This window comes from Pseudomonas poae (genome assembly GCF_001439785.1).
Lineage (GTDB): Bacteria > Pseudomonadota > Gammaproteobacteria > Pseudomonadales > Pseudomonadaceae > Aquipseudomonas > Aquipseudomonas poae.
This window is the reverse complement of sequence record NZ_JYLI01000034.1, coordinates 1-19,910: the sequence shown is the minus strand read 5'-3', so window position 1 is coordinate 19,910 and position 19,910 is coordinate 1. Positions and strand designations below refer to the sequence as shown.

17 protein-coding genes and 4 pseudogenes are annotated in these 19,910 nt (G+C 58.7%); 11 read left to right on the top strand and 10 right to left on the bottom strand.

Annotation, left to right across the window (positions count from 1 at the left end):
* Positions 1-166: 166 nt before the first annotated feature.
* From TU75_RS25820 to TU75_RS28755, 5 genes and pseudogenes are all read right to left on the bottom strand, one after another.
* Positions 167-652: a GNAT family N-acetyltransferase gene (locus tag TU75_RS25820; RefSeq protein WP_060550515.1), complete on the bottom strand. Its 486-nt coding sequence runs from the start codon at positions 650-652 to the stop codon at positions 167-169.
* A gap of 31 nt (positions 653-683) precedes the next feature.
* Complete coding sequence (locus TU75_RS25815; protein ID WP_060550512.1) at positions 684-2,447, bottom strand: S8/S53 family peptidase; 1,764 nt, start codon at positions 2,445-2,447, stop codon at positions 684-686.
* A 93-nt stretch (positions 2,448-2,540) separates the two neighbouring features.
* Positions 2,541-4,163 (bottom strand): methyl-accepting chemotaxis protein, encoded by a 1,623-nt coding sequence (locus TU75_RS25810; RefSeq protein ID WP_060550511.1) that lies wholly within the window; start codon positions 4,161-4,163, stop codon positions 2,541-2,543.
* 233 nt (positions 4,164-4,396) lie between these two features.
* A pseudogene (locus TU75_RS28760) lies at positions 4,397-4,603 on the bottom strand (methyl-accepting chemotaxis protein); the annotation flags it as partial.
* Between the two features lie 78 nt (positions 4,604-4,681).
* A pseudogene (locus tag TU75_RS28755) lies at positions 4,682-5,401 on the bottom strand (PAS domain-containing protein); the annotation flags it as partial.
* 470 nt (positions 5,402-5,871) lie between these two features.
* Between TU75_RS28755 and msrA the strand changes: the two are divergent.
* The 3 genes from msrA to TU75_RS25790 all read left to right on the top strand — a co-directional run bounded on the left by msrA (position 5,872) and on the right by TU75_RS25790 (position 8,586).
* Positions 5,872-6,378 carry a peptide-methionine (S)-S-oxide reductase MsrA gene (gene msrA, locus TU75_RS25800; protein WP_015372526.1) on the top strand — a complete coding sequence of 169 codons (507 nt, stop codon included), beginning with the start codon at positions 5,872-5,874 and terminating at the stop codon, positions 6,376-6,378.
* 597 nt (positions 6,379-6,975) lie between these two features.
* Positions 6,976-7,596, top strand: a complete 621-nt coding sequence (locus TU75_RS25795) for a LysE family translocator (RefSeq protein WP_082630577.1) — start codon at positions 6,976-6,978, stop codon at positions 7,594-7,596.
* A 9-nt stretch (positions 7,597-7,605) separates the two neighbouring features.
* Positions 7,606-8,586 (top strand): quinone oxidoreductase family protein, encoded by a 981-nt coding sequence (locus TU75_RS25790; protein ID WP_069665412.1) that lies wholly within the window; start codon positions 7,606-7,608, stop codon positions 8,584-8,586.
* Positions 8,587-8,604: 18 nt separating this feature from the next.
* Here the strand turns inward: TU75_RS25790 and TU75_RS25785 are convergent, their stop codons facing one another.
* Complete coding sequence (locus TU75_RS25785; RefSeq protein WP_060550509.1) at positions 8,605-9,486, bottom strand: LysR family transcriptional regulator; 882 nt, start codon at positions 9,484-9,486, stop codon at positions 8,605-8,607.
* A 160-nt stretch (positions 9,487-9,646) separates the two neighbouring features.
* On the opposite strand from TU75_RS25785, the gene TU75_RS25780 reads away from it, so the two are divergent.
* From TU75_RS25780 to TU75_RS28245, 5 genes and pseudogenes are all read left to right on the top strand, one after another.
* Positions 9,647-10,723: a fatty acid desaturase gene (locus tag TU75_RS25780; RefSeq protein ID WP_169794369.1), complete on the top strand. Its 1,077-nt coding sequence runs from the start codon at positions 9,647-9,649 to the stop codon at positions 10,721-10,723.
* A 14-nt stretch (positions 10,724-10,737) separates the two neighbouring features.
* Entirely contained in the window at positions 10,738-11,193 is a 456-nt protein-coding gene (locus tag TU75_RS25775) for a cobalamin B12-binding domain-containing protein (RefSeq protein ID WP_003239037.1), read from the top strand.
* A 49-nt stretch (positions 11,194-11,242) separates the two neighbouring features.
* Positions 11,243-12,448, top strand: a complete 1,206-nt coding sequence (locus TU75_RS25770) for a methylaspartate mutase (protein ID WP_060550507.1) — start codon at positions 11,243-11,245, stop codon at positions 12,446-12,448.
* A 237-nt stretch (positions 12,449-12,685) separates the two neighbouring features.
* Positions 12,686-13,096, top strand: coding sequence for a YybH family protein (locus tag TU75_RS25765; RefSeq protein ID WP_003234410.1), 411 nt, complete (start codon positions 12,686-12,688; stop codon positions 13,094-13,096).
* A 150-nt stretch (positions 13,097-13,246) separates the two neighbouring features.
* A pseudogene (locus TU75_RS28245) lies at positions 13,247-13,693 on the top strand (GNAT family N-acetyltransferase).
* 62 nt (positions 13,694-13,755) lie between these two features.
* On the opposite strand, the gene TU75_RS25755 reads toward TU75_RS28245, so the two are convergent.
* On the bottom strand, positions 13,756-14,556 hold the full coding sequence (locus TU75_RS25755; protein WP_060550506.1) for a GNAT family N-acetyltransferase: 801 nt from the start codon (positions 14,554-14,556) through the stop codon (positions 13,756-13,758).
* Positions 14,557-14,877: 321 nt separating this feature from the next.
* Positions 14,878-15,774, bottom strand: coding sequence for a DMT family transporter (locus TU75_RS25750; RefSeq protein WP_060550505.1), 897 nt, complete (start codon positions 15,772-15,774; stop codon positions 14,878-14,880).
* 90 nt (positions 15,775-15,864) lie between these two features.
* Here TU75_RS25750 and TU75_RS25745 point away from each other — a divergent pair, with 90 nt between their 5' ends.
* Positions 15,865-17,196 carry an aminotransferase-like domain-containing protein gene (locus TU75_RS25745; protein ID WP_060550504.1) on the top strand — a complete coding sequence of 444 codons (1,332 nt, stop codon included), beginning with the start codon at positions 15,865-15,867 and terminating at the stop codon, positions 17,194-17,196.
* Positions 17,197-17,259: 63 nt separating this feature from the next.
* Here TU75_RS25745 and TU75_RS28240 read toward each other — a convergent pair.
* Positions 17,260-17,413 (bottom strand): annotated as a pseudogene (locus TU75_RS28240) (DUF4440 domain-containing protein); the annotation flags it as partial.
* Positions 17,414-17,681: 268 nt separating this feature from the next.
* On the bottom strand, positions 17,682-18,053 hold the full coding sequence (locus TU75_RS25740; protein WP_060550503.1) for an immunity protein Imm33 domain-containing protein: 372 nt from the start codon (positions 18,051-18,053) through the stop codon (positions 17,682-17,684).
* Between the two features lie 409 nt (positions 18,054-18,462).
* Between TU75_RS25740 and TU75_RS25735 the strand changes: the two genes are divergently transcribed.
* Together TU75_RS25735 and TU75_RS25730 are read left to right on the top strand one after the other, a co-directional pair.
* On the top strand, positions 18,463-19,110 hold the full coding sequence (locus TU75_RS25735; RefSeq protein ID WP_060550502.1) for a hypothetical protein: 648 nt from the start codon (positions 18,463-18,465) through the stop codon (positions 19,108-19,110).
* On the top strand, positions 19,107-19,586 hold the full coding sequence (locus tag TU75_RS25730) for a surface-adhesin E family protein (RefSeq protein ID WP_060550501.1): 480 nt from the start codon (positions 19,107-19,109) through the stop codon (positions 19,584-19,586). Before TU75_RS25735 ends, TU75_RS25730 begins: the two co-directional genes overlap by 4 nt.
* Positions 19,587-19,910 lie beyond the last annotated feature (324 nt).

The following is a 19,910-nucleotide window of genomic DNA, read 5'->3' as shown; positions in this document are numbered from 1 at the left end:
GTTGGGGTGCGAAGCGCCCCCAATCCAGCAAAACGCGGTGTACCTGATACGGCTCAGCGCCTGGTCTTGGGGCTGCTGCGCAGCCCAACGCGGGGCAAGCCCGCTCGCCACAAGACACCGCCCACCCAGTCGACCCCAATCAAATGTGGGAGCTGTGTCTCTGGATTTATCGCAGGCGCATGCCCATCTCGAAGGCTCGTGTCTCGAACCCGAACTCTGTGTACAGGCGGGCGGCGCGGGCGTTGAATGGCCATACGGTCAATCGCAGATCCTGGGCATCCTGTTCGATGGCCCAATGTTTGACCCGCTGCATCAGGCTGCGCCCAATCCCTCGGCCCCAGAACGACTCGGCCACACACACCGAACCGATGCGCACCACATTCATCGGTTGCATCAGCGGCCCGGCGCTTGCCGTTACGCTCGCGGTGATGAACCCCACGGGTTGGTCACCGGCTTGGGCAATGAACACGACATGCCCCGGTTTTTCGAAAAGGCCTGACCAGTGCGGCAAGTCGCGGGAAACGTCTTGGGTGGGCGCCGCGTAAATATCCGGCCGTGCGGTGTGGTGCACCTCGTTAAGCAACTGGCCGAGCTCGCACATGCTCATCGCGTCATCCACGCTGGCGAGTCGGCAGGTAATGGTTTCTTCCATGATGGGGAATACCTCGTTCAGTTTGAAATCATCACCGTACACGCGTCCTGCTCTGCACCGCCAGGTCCAGCGCTTTCTGCATGTCCAGCCGCGCCGAGCGTCCCACGTCCTTGTCGGTGCGTTGGTAGTTGCGCTCGGACGGCAGGATGGGTGCGGTCAGGTCTTGGGCGTCGCTGCGTTCGAAGTCGTTTTTTTCGCCGATGGCCATTGAGCTGCGGCGCAGCAGCATGCGCAACTGCTCGGGTTGCAACTGCGGGTTGATCGACAGCATGGCCGCCAGCAACCCTGCAACCATTGGCGTGGCATAGGAGGTGCCGCAATGCACCGCGCCTTCCTGGCCGGCCTCGCGGGTGGAGGCGTGGGTGCAGGCGGCGGCGGTGATGTCTACGCGCATGTCCACATTCGACGAACTGCGCGTCACCGCATACGCCGGGTCGTCAATCGCCAACCCGTTGCGCTCGCCACGCTGATGCCCGCCCACCACCAGCAATTGCTCGGTGATAAACGAGGAGGGCAGGCGGTAGTCGTCCGTACCGGAGAACGCCGAGCCGTTACCGGCAGAGTTCACCACGATCACATCGGGATGCTCCTTGCGCAGCCAGAGAAAAAACTCTTCGAGCAATTCTTCATAGCCGCTCATGGCGACGCCAGAGCGCAGCAAGGAGTCGACGTCATCCCCGTTGACGTCTTTGGCGCCGACGCGATGGATGCCCCAGCTCCAGTTGAGCACGCGTACGCCGTCCTCCACCAGGTTGACCGACGCGGCGATATTGGCCGTGATGCCCGCATCGGAATCACGGTCGACGATCACCTCGAAGCCGCCGCTGGCCTTGTCCAGCCCGCGCAGGAAACCACTGTTGCCGCCGTCGTCCCAGCGCGCCGCGAGAATGCCCGCAACCTTGGTGCCGTGGCCGTCCGGCGCATTTGTGTCGCGCGCATACACGCAGGTACGTTTGGCGGCACAGGCGCCGAGGTAATCGGCGAAGTCGGCGGTGTCGAAATCCACCCCGCGCTCGATCACCCCCACGCGCACCGGTTGCGGCAGGATCGGCGTGTGACGGCCCGGAAGGCGGCTTTGGTAATAAGTCACCGCATCGAGAAAGCGGTTGGCCGCCCACTCATCGGAGTCCGGCGCCGGTTTGTCGGGTTTCTCGCGCGGCGCGGCGGCCTCGGCCTCTTCAGCGGCGGATTCTTCGACCACCACCGCATCGACGCTGGTCTCGCTGCCCAAACGCAACACCAGCGCATCGCGCTGCACCAGGTCCCTGGCGGGCAGGCGCAGCTGGAACAGGTTCAGCGGGGCAATACTGCCGACCACCGTCGCCCCATATTTGCGGGCCAGCCGCTCGGCTTCCTGGCGGCCGTCGTGATCTTCTTCGATCAGCACGCTGACCAGGTCGACGTAGGTGGTCAACCCGTCCATGTTCTTCGCCACTTCGCTGGGCTTTGCCGCCACCACGTGGCTGTTGCGCAGGCTCAGCCAGGCCGCGTTGCTGACGCGGGCGCCGTCCTCAAGCGACACGGGGCCGCTTTGGTAGTGGCTGCTGTCCAGATGCACGCGAAGGGTATTACCGTCACGCTGCACCGCGCTCGCCGGCAAAGCGGCGTTACCCAGTTTGAGCGTCGGCGTGGCGTCACCCAGGCCGCGAGCGGTCAGGCACCAGGCTTGCTGACGGTTTTCCAGCAGGTCGCCGCAGCGCTGCAAGTTCTGCAGGCGCAGCGGTTCCTGGGCGGCGGCGGCCGTGCTGGCCGCCAGAGAGAAGAGGGAGGCGAGGGCTGCGGTTTTCAGAGGCATGAGCCAGGTTCTTTGCCGGGGAGGTTGTTTCTCCGACTGCAACGGGGCCGGCTTCGTTCAGCGTGCGCCGAGCGCGGCCCCGCATCCTGTGGGTTACAACTGGAACTTGCTCACTTCGTGCTGAAGGCTGGTGGCCAGGTTCTTCAGGCCGCCGCTGGTCTTGAGCAACTCCTGCACCGACACGTTGTTCATTTCCGCCATCTGCGCCGAGCGCTCGACGTTGCGGGCAACGTCCTGGCTGGCCATGGTCTGCTCACGCAAGGCGAAGGAGATCTGATCGACCACCTGTAGCACTTTCTCCGAGCTGTCGCGGATTTCGACGATGGCCGCACCAGCAGTCCCCGCCGTTTCCACGCCCTGGCTCACTTCAAGCACACCACCGCGCATGCTTTCGACGGTTTCGCGCACGCCGGCCTGGATTTTCTCGATCATGATCGCGATTTCCTTGGTCGACTTGCCGGTGTTCTGCGCCAGCAGGCGCACCTCATCGGCCACCACGGCAAACCCGCGGCCTTGCTCGCCGGCCCGGGCCGCTTCGATGGCGGCGTTGAGCGCCAGCAGGTTGGTCTGGTCGGCGATGCCCTGAATCACGCTGATGATCGAGGAAATCTGTTCGGAGTGCTGGCCCAGCCCGGCCACCTGGGTGGAGGAGTGCTGCACGGTCCTGGCAATGCCGTTCATGCTCGACAAGGTATTTTCGATGACGCGCGCGCCATCCTTGGATTGTTCGCCCGAACGGCTGGCAAGCTGGTGCGCCTCATCGGCGTTTTCCGAGACGTGATGGATGCTCACGGTCAGCTCTTCAATGGTGGCCGCCATCATCGAGGCCGACGTCGACTGCTCCTGGATCGCACCGGACAGTTGCTCCGACGCGCCGGAAATCTGCTGCACCGACACCACCAACTGGTTGGCCGCTTCGCTGATCTGTTGAATCATTTCGCGCAGGCGTTTCTGCATGCGGTCGAAGGCTTTGGGCAGCTCGTCATGGCTGCTGGTGTCGATCACCGTATCCAGCTTGCCGTTGGCAATTGCGGTAGCGGCATCAATCGCCAGTTGCAGGCGCCCAGTGGTGCTGCGGCCCAGTGAGGTGGCGAGGATCAACGACAATACGGCCGACAGAAGGCCGCCCACGATCAGAATCGTCAGCGCCATGTGCTTGGCGTCGATCATGTCCTGGCTTCTCTGCGCCAGCAGTGTGGTTTCGGTGGCGGTGATTTCAGCCAGGGTCGCACGCATGCTGTCCATCTTGGCCTTGTCCGCACCGGAGCTGATGCGCGCGTCCAGTTCGTCATCGGGCAGGTTATTGGCCGTCAGGCGTTTGCGCAGGGCGATGATCGGATCGACGTCCTCGGCAAGCCAGCGTTTTTGCATGTCGCCCAGGGTGGCCAGGCGCTGTTGCTGCGCCGGATTATCCGCAGTCAGGCGTTTAAGCAGGTCCAACTTCTCCGAAAAGCGTTTTTCGCCGGCAACCAGGGGTTCCAGAAAATTGTCTTTGGCCGCGATGACGAAACCGCGCATGCCGGTTTCGATATTGATGAGTTGTTCCAGCGCCAATTGTGTGGCACTTATTACTTCATACGTGTGCACGTTACTATTTGTAGCATCTTCTACTGTCTCGAAGCCGATATAGGCGCTCCCCACCAATAACCCGATCAGTACAACGACTGCGGTGAAACTTGCATAAAGTTTTTGCGAGATGCTTAGTTTGCTGAACATGATGTTCGGTCCTGAAACGTGCCTATCCGTGGCATGTATATTGGGATTTTTTTATGTGTTTCGGGCAGGGATTAGGGGCTCCGTAATTAACTATCGGCCGTGCTGTTATTAACTTTAGAGGCGGCCTGGATACTTCGATAGTTCACTAAAAATTTTTACGTGTTGTTCATTGACTGCATAAGACGCCTCTCGCCGCAACGGGAGAGGCGCCTGAAAGGGATGACTTACCGAGCAATCATCCCGGCAGCCTGTTCGGTCGCTTCAGTGGTGCGCGTTGCCAGCTTGCGCACCTCATCGGCCACCACTGCGAAACCACGCCCGGCCTCGCCGGCACGCGCCGCTTCAATCGCGGCATTGAGCGCCAGCAGGTTGGTCTGGCTGGCGATGCTCTGGATCGTCCCGACAATCTGCGACAACTGCGCAATGTTGGTTTCCAGCGTGCGCTGGTGTTCACCCTCCGCTGCGCGCAACGCTTGCTGCTCATGCTGCAGGTGCACATCCACCAGCGCGCCCACCACGCGCAATGGTGCGCCCTGGGGATCGCGGCGCGTCTGACCGCGGGCGCGGAACCAGCGGTATTCGCCACTTTTCATCTTCAACCGGTATTCGATATCAAACGGCGTGTGTCCTGACTTGTCATTCAGGTGCGCGCCAAACGCATTCAGGCTGCGCTCCTTGTCATCCGGGTGCAGCCGGGAGGCCCAGCTGTCCAGCACATCGGGAAACTCTTGCACCGTTTCAAAACCCAGCAGGCGCCGAAACTGAGGCGACCACCAGAAGGGGTTCTTCGGGTTCACCGGGTCGCCGGCAATCACCTCCATGTCCCACAAACCGTCGGACAGCATCTCCCGGGCCAGTTCGAAGCGAGTGATGATCACGTCGTGCTCCTGATCGCGCTGCAACTGATCATGAATATCGCGCAACGCACCGGCCACGCGGATCGGCGTGCCGCGCTCATCGCGCAGCGTTTCACCCTGGGCGTGAAACCAGCGGTAGGAACCGTCCTTCATCGCCAGCCGATTGTTCACGTTGTACGGCGTGTTTCCCGACTTGTCGTTGAGATGCCGCGCAAACGCGTCGAGCGTCGCCTGCTTGTCCTGTGGATGCAGGCGGTCGGCCCAACTGGCCAGCACATTCGGGAAATCACGCTCGTTAGAAAAGCCCAGCAGGCTGCGAAATTGCGGCGACCACCAGAAACGATTCTTCGGATTGATTGGGTCACCCGCCACCACCTCCATGTCCCAAAGGCCCTCGCTGGAGGCGCGGTTGACCAGGTCGAAGCGGATTTCCGAAGCCTGGGCGGAGGCGGCGGACTCGCGCAGCAATTCACGGGCAGACTCGAGTTCGTCTTCGAGTTGGGTGATGCGCGATTGCGATTCGCGGCTGGAGGCTTCGAGCACCGCCAAGGCATCAAGCACGGGCGGGGCGGTTTTGTGGCGGTCGACAGGGGAGAGGTGACCGTTTTTGATCGCCGCTGTCAGTTGGTGCAGGGCGCGACGGTCACGGTTTAGAAAGGCAAAGATGGACATAGCGTAAAGGCTCGATAAATGTTGCGGGCCTTATCCATGGCACCTTGCCATCTATGTCGACAGGTTATTGAGAAACTGTACATTTTTTTTGGTTTTGTATCGGTGTTTGAGGCGTTGACTTGCTATTGGCGAGCACACCCCCATAACTAGCGGCATATCCATTAGCACAAGGGCAGACCATGACCAACCAAACCGAAACCGCCATCCTCGCCGGCGGCTGCTTCTGGGGCATGCAGGACCTGCTGCGCCGCTACCCCGGCGTGCTGCGCACACGCGTCGGCTACACCGGCGGCGACGTGCCCAATGCCACCTATCGCAACCATGGCGACCACGCCGAAGCGATCGAAATTGTGTTTGACCCTGCGGTGATCACGTATCGGCAGATTCTGGAGTTCTTCTTCCAGATCCACGACCCCAGCACGCCCAACCGGCAGGGCAACGACCTCGGGCCCAGCTACCGTTCGGCGATTTATTACCTGAGCGATGCGCAACGGGACGTGGCCGAAGATACCGTCGCTGATGTTGATGCATCGAAGTTATGGCCGGGGCCGGTGGTGACCGAGATTGAGCCGGCGAGGGAGTTTTGGGAGGCGGAGCCGGAGCACCAGGATTACCTGGAGCGGATTCCTGACGGGTACACGTGTCACTTTGTGCGGGCGGGGTGGAAATTGCCAAAGCGCGCCTGACCTGATGCCGATCAGTACTGTGGCGAGCAGGCTTGCTCCAATGCCGTTCAGTTGAGCGCAGATTCCCTGTGGCGAGCAGGCTTGTCCTGCGTTGGGCTGCGCAGCAGCCCCAAAACCAGACCCTGAGCCGTATCAGGTACACCGCGTTTTGCTGGAGTGGGGGCGCTTCGCACCCCAACGCGGGGCAAGCCCGCTCGCCACAATAAGCCCACACATTTTCCTTAACTGAACGGTATTAGGGCTTGCCCGCTCCCACAGGGATATTGGCTGCCTGAACTTTCAGCTTACTGACACAGGCCACTTTCGCGATCAAATGCCGCACGCAACGTTTCTACCATTTGCTCCACAGAAAGCCTTTGAACCGACGGCGGTTCAGGGCGCTCGCAAAACGCCTGATATAAAGGTGTTTGGGTTTTAACAGCCGTTCGACTATTCGCTGAGTCCTGGCAAGTAAGCCGCCCTTGCGGCTACAAAACAAGCGCCGCCCCGTTTGCCCCATTTATGGGATATCGCTTTGCGCGCTTCGCTATAACTTTATAAGCAACTGCCCATTAGACTTGAGCACGTGCAGTCCATGCCGTGATCGAGGATAACAATGTGCAAGAGATATTCAGCATCAACTGGCTGCTTTGGCTGTCAACCATGGCGCCGCTGACCCTGAGTGCAGGGCCTGGCAATTTGATGGTTGCGACCTCCGGGGCGCAAAGCGGTGTGCGTCGTTCGGTGCGGTTTATTTTCGGCCTGGACATCACCTATTTCCTGCTGGCGGTGCTGGTAGGGCTGGGGCTTTACCACACGCTGATGAACAGCCCGCGGCTGGTGTGGGTGCTGCAAGTGCTCGGCAGTTTCTACATTTTGTGGCTGGGTGTGCGCCTGCTGCGTCGTCCGCTGAAAGCACCTGGCGACAAGCCCATACACCTGCAGTTTCGAGACGGCATCGTCGTGCAGCTGGGCAATGTGCAAGGCATCGTGATGTTGCTGGTGATGTTTTCCACCTTCATGCCCACCGGCGAAACCAGCAGCAGCGCAGTGCTGATCTTGAGCGCTGCGTTGATTTCGCTGAATTTCTTTTCCCACGTCATCTGGGTATCGATGGGCTCATCCGTGCAGAGGCTGATCCAGGCGCGGCCCAAATTGCTGGTGTTCCAGAACGCGGTGTTCGGGCTGATGCTGATCGCGGTGGCGGTGTGGATTTTCCTGCGTATCGGCCCGCTGTAAGGAGGTTGCATGACCCACGCTGTTGTCTTCGCCGCACCCGGAGAACCCCGGGTCCTGGAACTTCAGGACGCCACATTGCGTGCCGCCGGGCCCGGGGAACTCACTGTCGCCATCGAGGCAGCCGGCGTCAATTTCATCGATGTGCATCGGCGCTCCGGGGCGCTCGAGGATGGCTCTGCCTTTCCAAGAAGCCTGGGCGTGGAGGGCGCGGGAAGGGTGGTCGACTGTGGACCGCAGGTGCGAGGTTTCAGCCCCGGCGACCGGGTCGCATTCGTCGACAGTTCCACGGGCAGATACGCCAGCCACGCGGTGCTGCCCGCCACGCGCGCCATTCGACTTCCCGATGATGTATCCAGTGAAACCGCCGCCGCGTTGCTGTTCAAGGGGCTGACCGCCGAATACCTGACGCATCGCTGCGTACCGCTCGCGCCTGACGATTGGGTGGTGTGGCATGCAGCGGCCGGCGGTGTAGGCAGCATTGCCACAGGCTGGCTGGCGGCCAGGGGCGTGCGGGTCATCGGCCTGGCTTCGAGCGAAGCCAAGCGGCGCCAGGTGCTGGATGCCGGCTGCTACGCGGCCCTTGACCCCGAGGCTCCGGGCGCCTTGTCGTTCATTCGTGAAGTGACCGAAGGCAAGGGCGCTCACAGCGTATTCGACTCTGTCGGACGCGCTACCTTCGAGCTGTCATTGGCGAGCCTGCGCCCGCGCGGTCATCTGGTGCTGTTCGGCAATGCATCGGGGGACGTGACGGGGTTTAATCTGTCGCGGCTTGGAAGCATGGGCTCGCTGCATGTCACGCGGCCGTCCTTGAAGCACTACATCGGACACGATGCCGAGCTTGCCACCGGTGCCGCACGGGTGCTGGCGGCCCTGTCCAACGGTTCGATCGCTGCGCCCCTGATCACTCGCCTGCCGCTTGCCATGGCCGCCGAGGCGCACCGCATCATGCAGGACCGGCAAACCCAGGGCTCACTGATCCTGGTGCCATAACCCTTCTTCCGCAGGCGGCTATTGCATCTCTGCCGTTTTGCTGTGGAACAGCTCCGTGAGGTAGTCCACCACTTGATCGACGCGGCCCACGCCCTGGGTCGCCTGATTGCGCAGCAGCCATATATCGGAGCTGCGCAGCGGGCTGTCGGCCAATACCTGACGCAAGCCTGATTGGTGAGCGACGTAGGTCGGCAGCGCGGCGATCCCCAGATGAGCTTCAACCGCCTTGAGCTGGGCATTGAGATTGGACACGCGCATCCACGGCTTATGCTCGCCGCTCACCTCATTGAGCCACTGCGCGAGCGGCATGTAGGACATTTCTTCGGTCCAGCCAATCAGGTGGTGGTGCTGCAGGTCATCCGGTGTGTCGGGCAGCCTGTTGGCGGCCGCATACCCGTCGGAACAGAAAAGTCCCTGCATCAGCGTGCCAACCCGGCGCATGGTGAAGTTGCCGTTTTCCGGCCTGCGCAGGCGGATAATGATGTCGCTGTGGCTTTGCGTGAGTTTTGACGACACCGCTGTATTGATGAAGTCAAAGCTGATCTCGGGGTATCGGTCATGGAAGTCCGCCAGCCCCGGAATGATCAGGTGCGTGCCCATCAGTTCCGGGCAATCGATGCGCACCGGCCCGGCCATCCGATCGTTGGGCTGCGACATCTGGCGCTCCATGAGCTTGAAGCGCTCCTGCGTTTCCAGTGCCAGCGGAAGCATCGCTTTGCCGGCTTCCGTCAGGAAATAGCCGTTGGTTTTTTTCAGGAACAGCACAGTACTGAGCGACTCCTCAAGTGCGGCGATCTTGCGCGACACCGTCGATGCCGAAACTTTCAGCGAGTTTCCCGCCTCGGTCACGTTATTGGACTTGGCCACGAAGATAAAAACTTTCAGATCATCCCAGTTCACGTTGATGCCGTACTCAAAAATGGAAAATCGATCCCCACGTATTTCTGTTCGAAATAACCGGAGGCCACGGTACAGTTTTTTTCGATGGAGCGAACTCGCAGAGGAAACATGGATGATACGTAACTCGATGCGAACCCTTCCAGGGTTCTTACAGCCATTTTTGAGCTGGCTGACCGCCAAGCCGCTGCCTGAAGATCTTAACCAGGTTAGAACGCTCAAACCCATTCACCATATTCTTGTATCAACGGGATTGATTGCCTCGGGCGTGGTGTTGGCCGGCGTCGGTTACTTGCACGGCAGCGTTATTGTGTGGGGGTTGGGTTTTGTACTGGCCACCGGCGGTATCAAGCAGATGCAGGTGATGATTTGCCACAACTGCGCCCATGAAATGGTATTTGAACAGCGTGAAACCAACGTGACCGTGGGCCGGATCATTTCCGGCGTATTGATGCTCAAGCCCTTCGACACCTACAAGCGCGAGCACGCGCTGCACCACAGCTCCAAAACGCTGCTGACCGACGATGACGACACCCTGTCCTACCTGCAAGGGGTGGTGGGATTAACACCGTCCGACAGCGTGACCAGGATGTGGACCAAACTGGTCTGCACGGCGCTGTCACCGCTGGCGATCCTGCGCTCGTTCTGGGGCCGGGTGAAAGGCACTGCAACCGCCTCGAACCGCCGTGTCGCCGTCCTGACACTGATCTTCTGGGCCACCGCGAGTCTGCTGGCGGCAGCCCTGGGCCATTTCGGCCTGTTCATCATGGCGTGGGTGGTGCCGGTGTTTGCCGGCTATCACATCAGCACCACGTTTCGCCTGGCCGCCGAGCATACCTGGCCCAGCGTGGAGGTTTTGGAGCGTCGCGGTATCGACTTCATCTGCGAAAGCACCACCGGTGTATTCATTGGTGAAGAGTTGCGCATACCGCAGGCCGCGGGCGCTGTTCGCCGCACCGCCTGCATCAGTGTCTGGCTGATCAAAATGCTCGGCTTCCATTTGTTCATCCGCGTGTTCGTGATGGTCGGCGATACACCGTGCCACGACTTTCACCACCGGCGCCCCCGCTCCAAAGAGTGGCCCAACTACATCACCGCGCGCGAGCGCGACAGGATCGACGGCTCAAAACCGTTTCCGACCAACTACGCCGATTACTGGGGCTATATCAACGCCGTCACCGTCAACTTTCGCAACTTCCAGAACGCACTTCCGTATTACGCAAGCAGAACAGAAACTTAAAAGGGATTTTAACGATGACGTTCAACAAAACCGCACTGCTCAGCACCGTGCCGTCAGACTCCCATAGCTGGAATCTGGTGTTCATGGAGTTTCTGCTCAATGACCTGGGCTACAAGGTAGAAAACCTGGGGCCCAACACGCCGATGGACGACGTGATTGCGCGGCTTGAGCGCAATGGCTGCGCCATTGTTGTGATCAGCACGGTCAATGGTCACGGCTACCTGGAGGGCGCCGAACTTGCCCGACGCATTCGCAGCGAGACAAATCACGTCGACGGACTCTACATCGGCGGAAAAATTTGCACTGAGAACGATGCCCAGACCATCGCCCGGCACAGCGATACCCTTCGTGCCGCAGGCTTCGACGAGGTATTCGACGACAGCGTGGCCAACAGTTTTGATGCCTTCCAGACGCTCGTCACCGCGCAGCTGTTTCCTGCCCATCACCTGGAAAAGCGGGTCGCACGATGAGCGCGTACTCGGCGCCAGCTCACACAGGGACCGGAAAAGGCCTGCAAACATGATCGACTTCAACACCCACGTGCTTGAACAGTTTGCCCTGCACGGCCCGGTGCTCCAGCCGCGCATGGGCTTCAGCGACCCCGGCCTGATGCAGTCCGGGCTCGATGCCACGGCGGCCAGCCGCGCGAACACCGTGTGCACCATTACCCTCGATGCCTTCACCCGCGTGAATAACCTTAAGGCGGCGCAACGGGCGATTGATAGCGCGTCCATGCTCAACGGCTATCCGATCGTGAATCACCCGGCGGCGCAAACCCGCGCGATGCTCGACCAGATCCATGCCCGCTACCACCTACCGGTGCAGATTCGCCATGGCTCGCCCGATCCGCTGCATATCTTCGAACGCATGGTCGAAATCGGCTCGGCCACCACCGAAGGCGGACCCATTTCCTATTGCCTGCCGTACAGCCGCACGCCACTGCGCGAAGCGTTCGGCCACTGGGAAAAAGCCTGCCAGGTGCTGTCTGCCGGCGTGGAGCACAGCCACATCGAGAGCTTCGCCGGCTGCATGATGGGGCAGATGTGCGACCCGGTCATTCTGGTGGCGCTGAACATTCTGGAAGGCCTGTTTTTGCGCTCCCACGGCATTAACACGCTGTCGTTCTCCTACGCCCAGGGCACCTCGCCGGTGCAGGACCGAGCCGCCGTGACTGCCTTGCAACAACTGGCCAGCGAATACTTCACACCGGGCAGCTACCACTTTGTCGGCTACGTGTTCATGGGGTTTTTCCCACGAACCCTGGGCGGTTTTTGCCGGATCACCGGCGATGCGCTGGGCATGATTCGATCCACCGGCATACAGCGCGTGATCATCAAGACACCGGTGGAATCACGGCGCATTCCCCGGATCGAAGAAAACATCGCCGCACTGGAATACGCCAGTTATTGCCTGCACACGAAGGGTGTATTGCCGGATGTCCCTTTCGACGCGCAAGAACACACCCGCATCCTCGACGCCTCAAGGCGACTGATTGAAGGAACGCTGGCGCGTGATGCCAACTTGTCCGAAGCGATACTCAGCGCCTTCGACAGTGGGTTTTTATCGATTCCCTATTGTCTCCATCCGGATAACAAACGCGGTGCCGGCACGGTGTTGACCGCGAACAATTATTACCAGGGGTTCGAGGGCGAGCGGGTGGAGAATGCGTTTTCGTTTCTGGCGGCGTTGCGGCAGAACATACGGACTTATGATGGGGTGGTGTGAGGGGGGGCTGACGATCACGCTACGATCACGGGTGCCCGGCGTCGTTAACGGGTTATGTGAGTTGATTTTCCCGGCTTTATGCGGCAGGTTCATGACATGAACAGTTACCGATTTCACTGCGCACGTTCAATTATTACCGCCGTCAGCTAGGGGGTGGGACTGCGCACGATATGCCGAACCCCGCCTCAGACGCGGGGTTTTTCATTCCTGCTCTGAGGCTCACTCAGGAGCACAGAAATGGATGCACTTACCCATACGTTGAAAGAGACAATTGAAGCCGCTGATCGCGCCATCACCGCCGAAGACTTCGATGAGCTGATGAAGTTTTATGCGGATGACGCAAGTCTTGTGGTCAAGCCAGGATTGACTGTCACTGGCAAAGACAGCATCCGTAAAGCCTTTGTTGCCATTGCGGAGCATTTCAATAACAGCATCGTTGTCACACAAGGGCAGATGCAGGTTATACGCGCAGGTGATGTAGCGCTGGTTATCATGGAGACCCTACTGCAGACCACCGATAAAGCCGGTGTGAAAAATGAGATCTCGCGCAGGGCTACTTACGTATTTCGACAAGTGTCGGAAAGTTGGCTATGTGTCGTGGATAATTCTTATGGGACGACGCTGCTGGATGGCCTTGTCGAGTCGTAGTTTCAAAATAGACGGGGCCTACCGTTGGTAAGCAGGCCCCATCATCCTGAGGCGAAAGGTGGCGGTAGCTATCAGCAATTATGCACTTCGCTTATGCACCCGAAGCATCTCGATCAGCCAAAAAGGTTCACATGGAATCAGGAACGATGAATGAAACGAAGCGAGATTCAACAGATTACGCACCTGCCAGCGGAAGTTCTTATTTTGGAGAAAGAGGCAGTTGCAGAAGGTTTCAGGTTTCTTACGCGTCTGATTTCGGAGTGGCACTCTAGAGCGAATCGCTTCAATGCGCCCGGTGAGTGTCTTATGGCCGCGTATTCGAATCAGCAGTTGATAGGAATCGGAGGGTTATCTGTTGATCCCTATAATAATTCCGATACCGCAAGGCTACGACTTTTGTACGTGGCACCTGCGGCAAGGAATTAATGCGTCGGTCAGGCGCTTGTAAAAGCGTTGGTTGCGCAGGCCGCTCTTCACTTTCAGACATTGCGTCTTTCAACCGACACTTCTGGCGGCGACGCGTTTTACCTGCGCTGCGGTTTCGTGCGAGTAGAAGATGACCATGCTACCCATATCATGGAGCTGGTAAAGGATTGATCAGGCGGGTTTCGGCCATTTTCAGTCGGTCGCGACAGGCAGAAAACGGCCAAGAGCAGACTTCAGCTATCTACCAGGCGATATAGCGCTTGAGCGTGGGATGTCGCTAGCCCTGTACGCTGCAAATTTCGGCGACTTTGCGAGCTGGGAAGCGCGGTTGCAGCGATCACAAGACTGCCGTGTTTTTTTGCTTGCTCTATCCGATGAGATATCAGGGCTCCATGGTAGCCCTGGCCTCGTGCATTTTTTCGGGTGGCAGCCGTCCCAAGGTAGGCAACTCCATTGCAGGCCAGGTACATCAACGCTCCTGCCACGACCTTTCCATCAGCTTTAAGGACGTAGATTTTCAGACGTTCATTTGACATCAGTCCTGCGAACGAAGCCTGGCTCAACTGAAGATGCTCTGGCTTGGTATGAAATCCACTCGCATGCACGGCTGCGAACTCAGGAAGCGTTTGTGAGGTGGCTTCTTCGATTTCGAATGAGTGGTGATTCAAGACCACATTTTCGATGGTGCACGCGAGTTGCAGATGCGTCCACCCCCTCAGACGCTCCAGCCGCTTCGCACCCACCAAAGCGTACTGTTCCAAAGTCGAGGGCTTTCCGATAAGAGGCGTTACCGTCGAATACCCTGCTGATTCCTTGAGCAAGCTCAATAGTGACTTGGGTCTGTCGGTACTATCGCCGTAGATGCGATTGAGCATCGGGCTAGGTGATGCCTTCACCTGAAAGCATGGAAAAGCTTCGTTGAAAAACACACGAGCACCAAAAGGGTTTCCACTTATCCGAGACAAACTCTCGACGCGGGCACACAAATACTCGCTTTCTGCGGCCTCAATCGCATGAGCCATTGCGACATTCATGTGCATAGTCCTTATCGCGTGATGTCCCAGAAGGGTAACGGCAAATTCAACAATACACACCTCCAAACACACAGCTGGTAGATAACCTGCTCCGGTGTCCCTTTGCGATAGATAACTGCCTGTCGAGAAGGGCTGCAATCGGCCAAGACCGGTCGTTGAGCGAGTGAAGTCATGGATATTGCAAAGTCGCTAGTGTGCTGTTCTCAAAATAACCATTCTCAGGTATTGGCTAGGCTATCCCTGTGATTCATCGCTCGGGGGGAGGCGCGGAGACGGACGTTGCTCAACGGGGCTTTTCTATCCTACACGACGAAACATCAGCTAGCGGGCAAACTTCCTCGCCCCGGCGACACACAGGATCACCGCAACGGTGACGCCGAACATGCCAAGGCTGACCTGTTCGTGCAGCAGTGCGGCGGCTAGCGCCAACCCAAAAAACGGTTGTAGCAGTTGAAGCTGCCCGACAGCAGCGATGCCGCCCTGCGCTAGGCCGCGGTACCAGAACACGAAGCCGATCAGCATGCTAAATAGCGACACGTAAGCCAGGCTCAACCACGCCGGTAAGCTGATGCCCGAAAACGACGCGGGCGCCAACCAAGCTGTCAAAGGCCCCACCCCCGGCAGCGACAACACCAGAGCCCAGCAGATCACCTGCCAACCGCCCAATTTTTTGGAAAGTTTTGTCCCTTCCGCATAGCCCAGGCCGCAGGCAAGTATCGCCAAGAGCATCAGAATGTCGCCGTTCGGTGAGGCCGTCAGTCCCTGGCTGACAGCAAACCCGACGACTAGCAGACTGCCCAGCACGGAGAAAAACCAGAACACCGGCCGAGGGCGCTCACCCCCCCGCACTACGCCGAACGCGGCAGTCGCCAGCGGCAACAGGCCGACGAACACAATTGAATGGGCAGATGTCACGTATTGCAACGCCAGTGCCGTCAGCAGCGGAAAACCAATCACAACGCCCATCGCCACGATGATCAGGGACAGTAACTGCTGGCGTGCCGTGCGCTGTTCTTTGAACAGCAAAAGCAGGCACAGCGCGAGCACGCCGGCAATGGCGGCCCGCACCACGGTCAGAAATACCGGGTCAAATTCCAGCACGGCGACTCGAGTGGCGGGCAATGAACCGCTGAAGATGACGACACCAATGAGGCCATTGATCAAACCGCTCGCTGGTTTTTCTGTCGCTGGGTTTTGCAGGTTAGAGATGCGTTCCATTGAGTGTCCACTCGGTATCGGGTTGCATGAAGCGCATCGTATGACCGACTATCGTGACAATCAAAAAATTGTCATGGATACATTATCGAGATGCCCCGCTCTCTGTATAAATCGTTGGTGGACACCATTGCAGCCGATATCCGCGCCGGGCGTTTGCCTCCCGGTACGCGTTTACCGACACACCGCCAACTCGCCGCCACCCATGGACTGGCCTTGGTCACCGCCAGCCGGGTCTATGCAGAACTGGAGGCCATGGGGCTGGTAAGCGGGGAGACAGGACGCGGGACGTTTGTGCGGGAAACATCATTGCCGCCTGGCCAAGGTATCGATCAGCCAGACTTTGCGGCGGGGGTGATTGACCTCAATTTCAACTATCCGGCGATGCCGGGGCAGGCCGACCTGTTGCGCAATGCCTTACGCCAACTCGCGTTGTCCGGCGACCTGGAAGCGCACTTGCGCTATCAGCCACATGCGGGCCGCTTGCATGAGCGGGCTTCCATTGCGCGTCATCTGATCAACCGTGGCGTCACGGTCGATGCAGAGCAGATTCTGATTGTCAGTGGCGCACAACACGGTTTGGCGGTGAGCCTGATGGCATTGCTGAAACCCGGTGACGTGATCGCGGCAGATGCATTGAGCTATCCGGGTTTCAAGTTGCTGGCCAAGGCATTGCATCTTGAAGTGGTGCCCATTCCCTCCACTGCTAAGGGGCCGGATCTCGATGCCCTCGCCACGCTCTGCCGCCGTCGTTCGGTGCGCGCTGTGTACACTATGCCCACGCTGCATAATCCGTTGGGTTGGGTGCTGCCCACCGATCAGCGTGAGCGCCTGGTGGCGATCGCCCGCACCCATGACCTGATAATTATTGAAGACGCAGCGTACGCGTTTCTGGTGCAGGATCCGCCCCCACCGATCATTGAGTTGGCTCCTGAAAGAACGCTTTATGTATCGGGGTTTTCCAAAAACATCGCCACCGGGTTACGCGTTGGCTTTATCGCAGCCCCTATGCACCGGTTGGACGCATTGAAGCGCACAGTCAAGGCCACTACCTGGAACACACCCGGCGTCATGACTGCCATCACCTGCGCCTGGCTCGACGATGGCACGGTCGACGCGCTGGAAAACCAAAAGCGCGCGGACGCCCAGGCCCGGCAGGCGTTGGCCGACACGTTGCTGTCAGGGTTGCCAGTGGTGCGTCATCCATTTTCGTACTTTCTGTGGCTGCCTTTGGCCGAGGACGCAAGGGCGGATCAGGTCGCCCTGGAGTTGATGCGCGAGCACGTGTCGGTCTCGACGGCGGAGCCGTTTTCCACCTCGGTTCATGTCCCTCATGCTATCCGGCTGGCGCTCGGCTCGGTGAGCATGGACACCCTGCGTGAGGCGCTGACCACCGTGAAGCGAGTGGTGGGGGCTTATATCTGATTCTGGCCGCTGCTCATGGATACAAAAGGGACTTCTGTTTTTGATAGATGCCATCGTTGGATACATGCGCAACTCGGTGGTGACGTCATGGATAAAAATGGCCACATCACCATGCAGGTTGACGAAGGCATTACTTGCGCGAGAACACTTCGAAGCCACCCTCCGAGCGCCGGGTGTCCCACAAGGCCTGCTAGGAATTGCGCGAAAACAGAGGCTGTTAGCTGCTTCTCACGAAAGGCAGCTATGGGTCGATTCTGTTGAAAAAGTCGGTTCTTCCAGACTGCCCACGCACTGCCTGCTAAAAATGCCTTTTTTGCGTGCAGCTACGCGAAATCCGAGCCCGGAATCCTCTGTTCAAAGTAAAGATTTCAATCTCAAGCGCGTACTTTTCTGCCGTGGAAGCCATGGCCGACTTTTTCAACAGAATCGGACAGAAGTAGCCAGTCGATGAGTCTATGAAAACTCAGGGCAATTCACTGGGCGAGTCAAGTGCGTAGCAACTCTGGGTCAAGCCAAACGTCTTCAAAATTATTGCCGTCGATGTAAAAACGATAGCCTGGCGGCAAATCGAGATATTCGACAACTTCCGGTAGATAGTCCGTGATGTGCCCTACATGCAGGGGTGAAAAAAAATCGTCAGTCTCAGACCACTCCATACCGCACCACAGGTACCAACCGTTCGTACCGTTTTCCGGATTAACCCTTAACCCATTTATGGGCTGAAGCCCCAGGGTGCCCAACGCTATTCCGATTTTTGACCCAGATTGTGGTCGATCTGGGGTAACCCCCTGCCATTCACAAATGCTTTCCTGCTTCCTTATTCGCACAGCGATTTTCTCCACAAATTTGGGTGCCATACAGTTCGCACTCTCATGGCTGGGGTCTACCTGTCACGACTGGCCCGAGTGGCCCGATGTCGGTCAATCATAACAGGCAGAAATCGGCCAAAAGGAGCCGGTCACCGAGAAAAGAACTCCGCCGCGTTTTGATACTATCGGGCGCCCTTACCTTTGGCCCGATACCAACATTAAGTTCTTCTGTGTTCGACAGAAGCGACTTTGATCAGCTCTCAACTGAGCAACTGACTTTTTGGACCGCGCACAATGACTGCCCCCGGTATGGACTCCCGCTGTGCCTTGGGAGGAACGCTATCTCACCTGCTCTGCATTGATTGGCGCCAGCCTCCTTTTCCAGTCCTTTCAATTTGTAACAACGTTCTGACGCAATTAAGATAGAGCTTTTCACCCCACCAGGACTCTCCAAGCAATGGACATGCGTCGCCTTTTATCCTTCTCCTGCGGCAAAGCTATACTTCCTCTTTTACTCGGACTGTGTTCCGGTAGTGCACTGGCCAGCGGCCTCAGCGAAAGCCTGGTCTCGTGTGAGCCGTCATTTTTCAAACAGCTGTATTCCCAGCGCGCCGATCTGGGAAAGACCGTCAAGCTGGCCCGCAATGATCAGCGTGGCCTAGCCTGGCCGCCAGTGCTGGACCGCCGCAACTTCGACACCGCTTTCCAGCACTTCACCCCCGCTGTCGACGACCAGGGCCTGCGCCTGACTAGCTACTACGACCGGGTCATGGACCTGGGCGAGCAAGGCATTTATTACTTCTGGGGTTTCGAAATCGATGCCAGCCGCGAGCAAGTCATGGCTAAGTTGCCGCATGCGGAATGGCAGGAGGCCGGCGAGTACTTCATTTCTAAGCCACGGATCAAGGCGGACGCCAATTCCGCCTGGCAGAACAACCCTGCGGCGGCCTCGGGCATCGCTCCGGCGGCGGGTTCCGCGGAAAAGCTCCTGATGCTGAGCGTCGAAAACGGGAAGACCCGCCTGCTCTGTTCGTTGCAGGGCAGCGTCGATGAGCTTCTGTTGCAGCAGGAACGCCCGGACCTGGCACAGGGAACCAAACGATGAGGCGCCTGCCATGCCTGGCAGCGGTGTTGCTGCTGGGTGGTTGTGCCCACGGCACTGTGCCGCAGAAAGCCGTGGCCGAAGCGCCGGCCACGACGCCTGCTGGCATGTTCAAACTGCTGGAGGACGCCAAACTGGCAACCTACTTCGACGCCCATTCCGTCGCCCTGTACCAGGGCAATCCGCATTTGCGCCAGTTCTACCTAATCAACAATTACCTCGGACTCGCCGCCCCTCGCGGTGAACTTCCAGAGATTCGCAGTTCGCGGGCGATCCAGGCGATCAACTGCGAGCGGGACGAAATGGCGCAGTTCGGCCGGGTTTATTTCTCCGAGCCCTTTGCCTTGGGGCATGAAGTGACGCGCAAGAGCGATATTCCGCAATGGGAACCGTTGGAGCGGCAGTCGCTAATCGGGATATTGCGCGATTCGGTGTGCAAGATTGATGCGGCGCATCTTCGGGCGGGTAATCCGCGGTAGCTGTATCTGTGCATGAGCAGGCGGCTATCACGGCGTGCCTGCTTTCAGGTGGCAGGGGTGGTGTCTTTTCTCTAAACGACGGAATTGGCCGTTTTCGGCCGATTCTGTTGAAAAAGTCGGTTATCCAAAACTGCTTGGCCATTGCCTAGTGAGAACGCCATTTTTGCACGCTGCTGCGTGAAATCTGCATCTGGAAAGTAAGCGTCTGCCCAACACATCTTGCTCAATGTTCAGCGTCCGTCTAGAAGCTGAAATCTACCTCGTAAATACCCCGGGCCGCACGGATGCTCACAGGGCGTGTGACTGGCCTTACGTCACTCAACT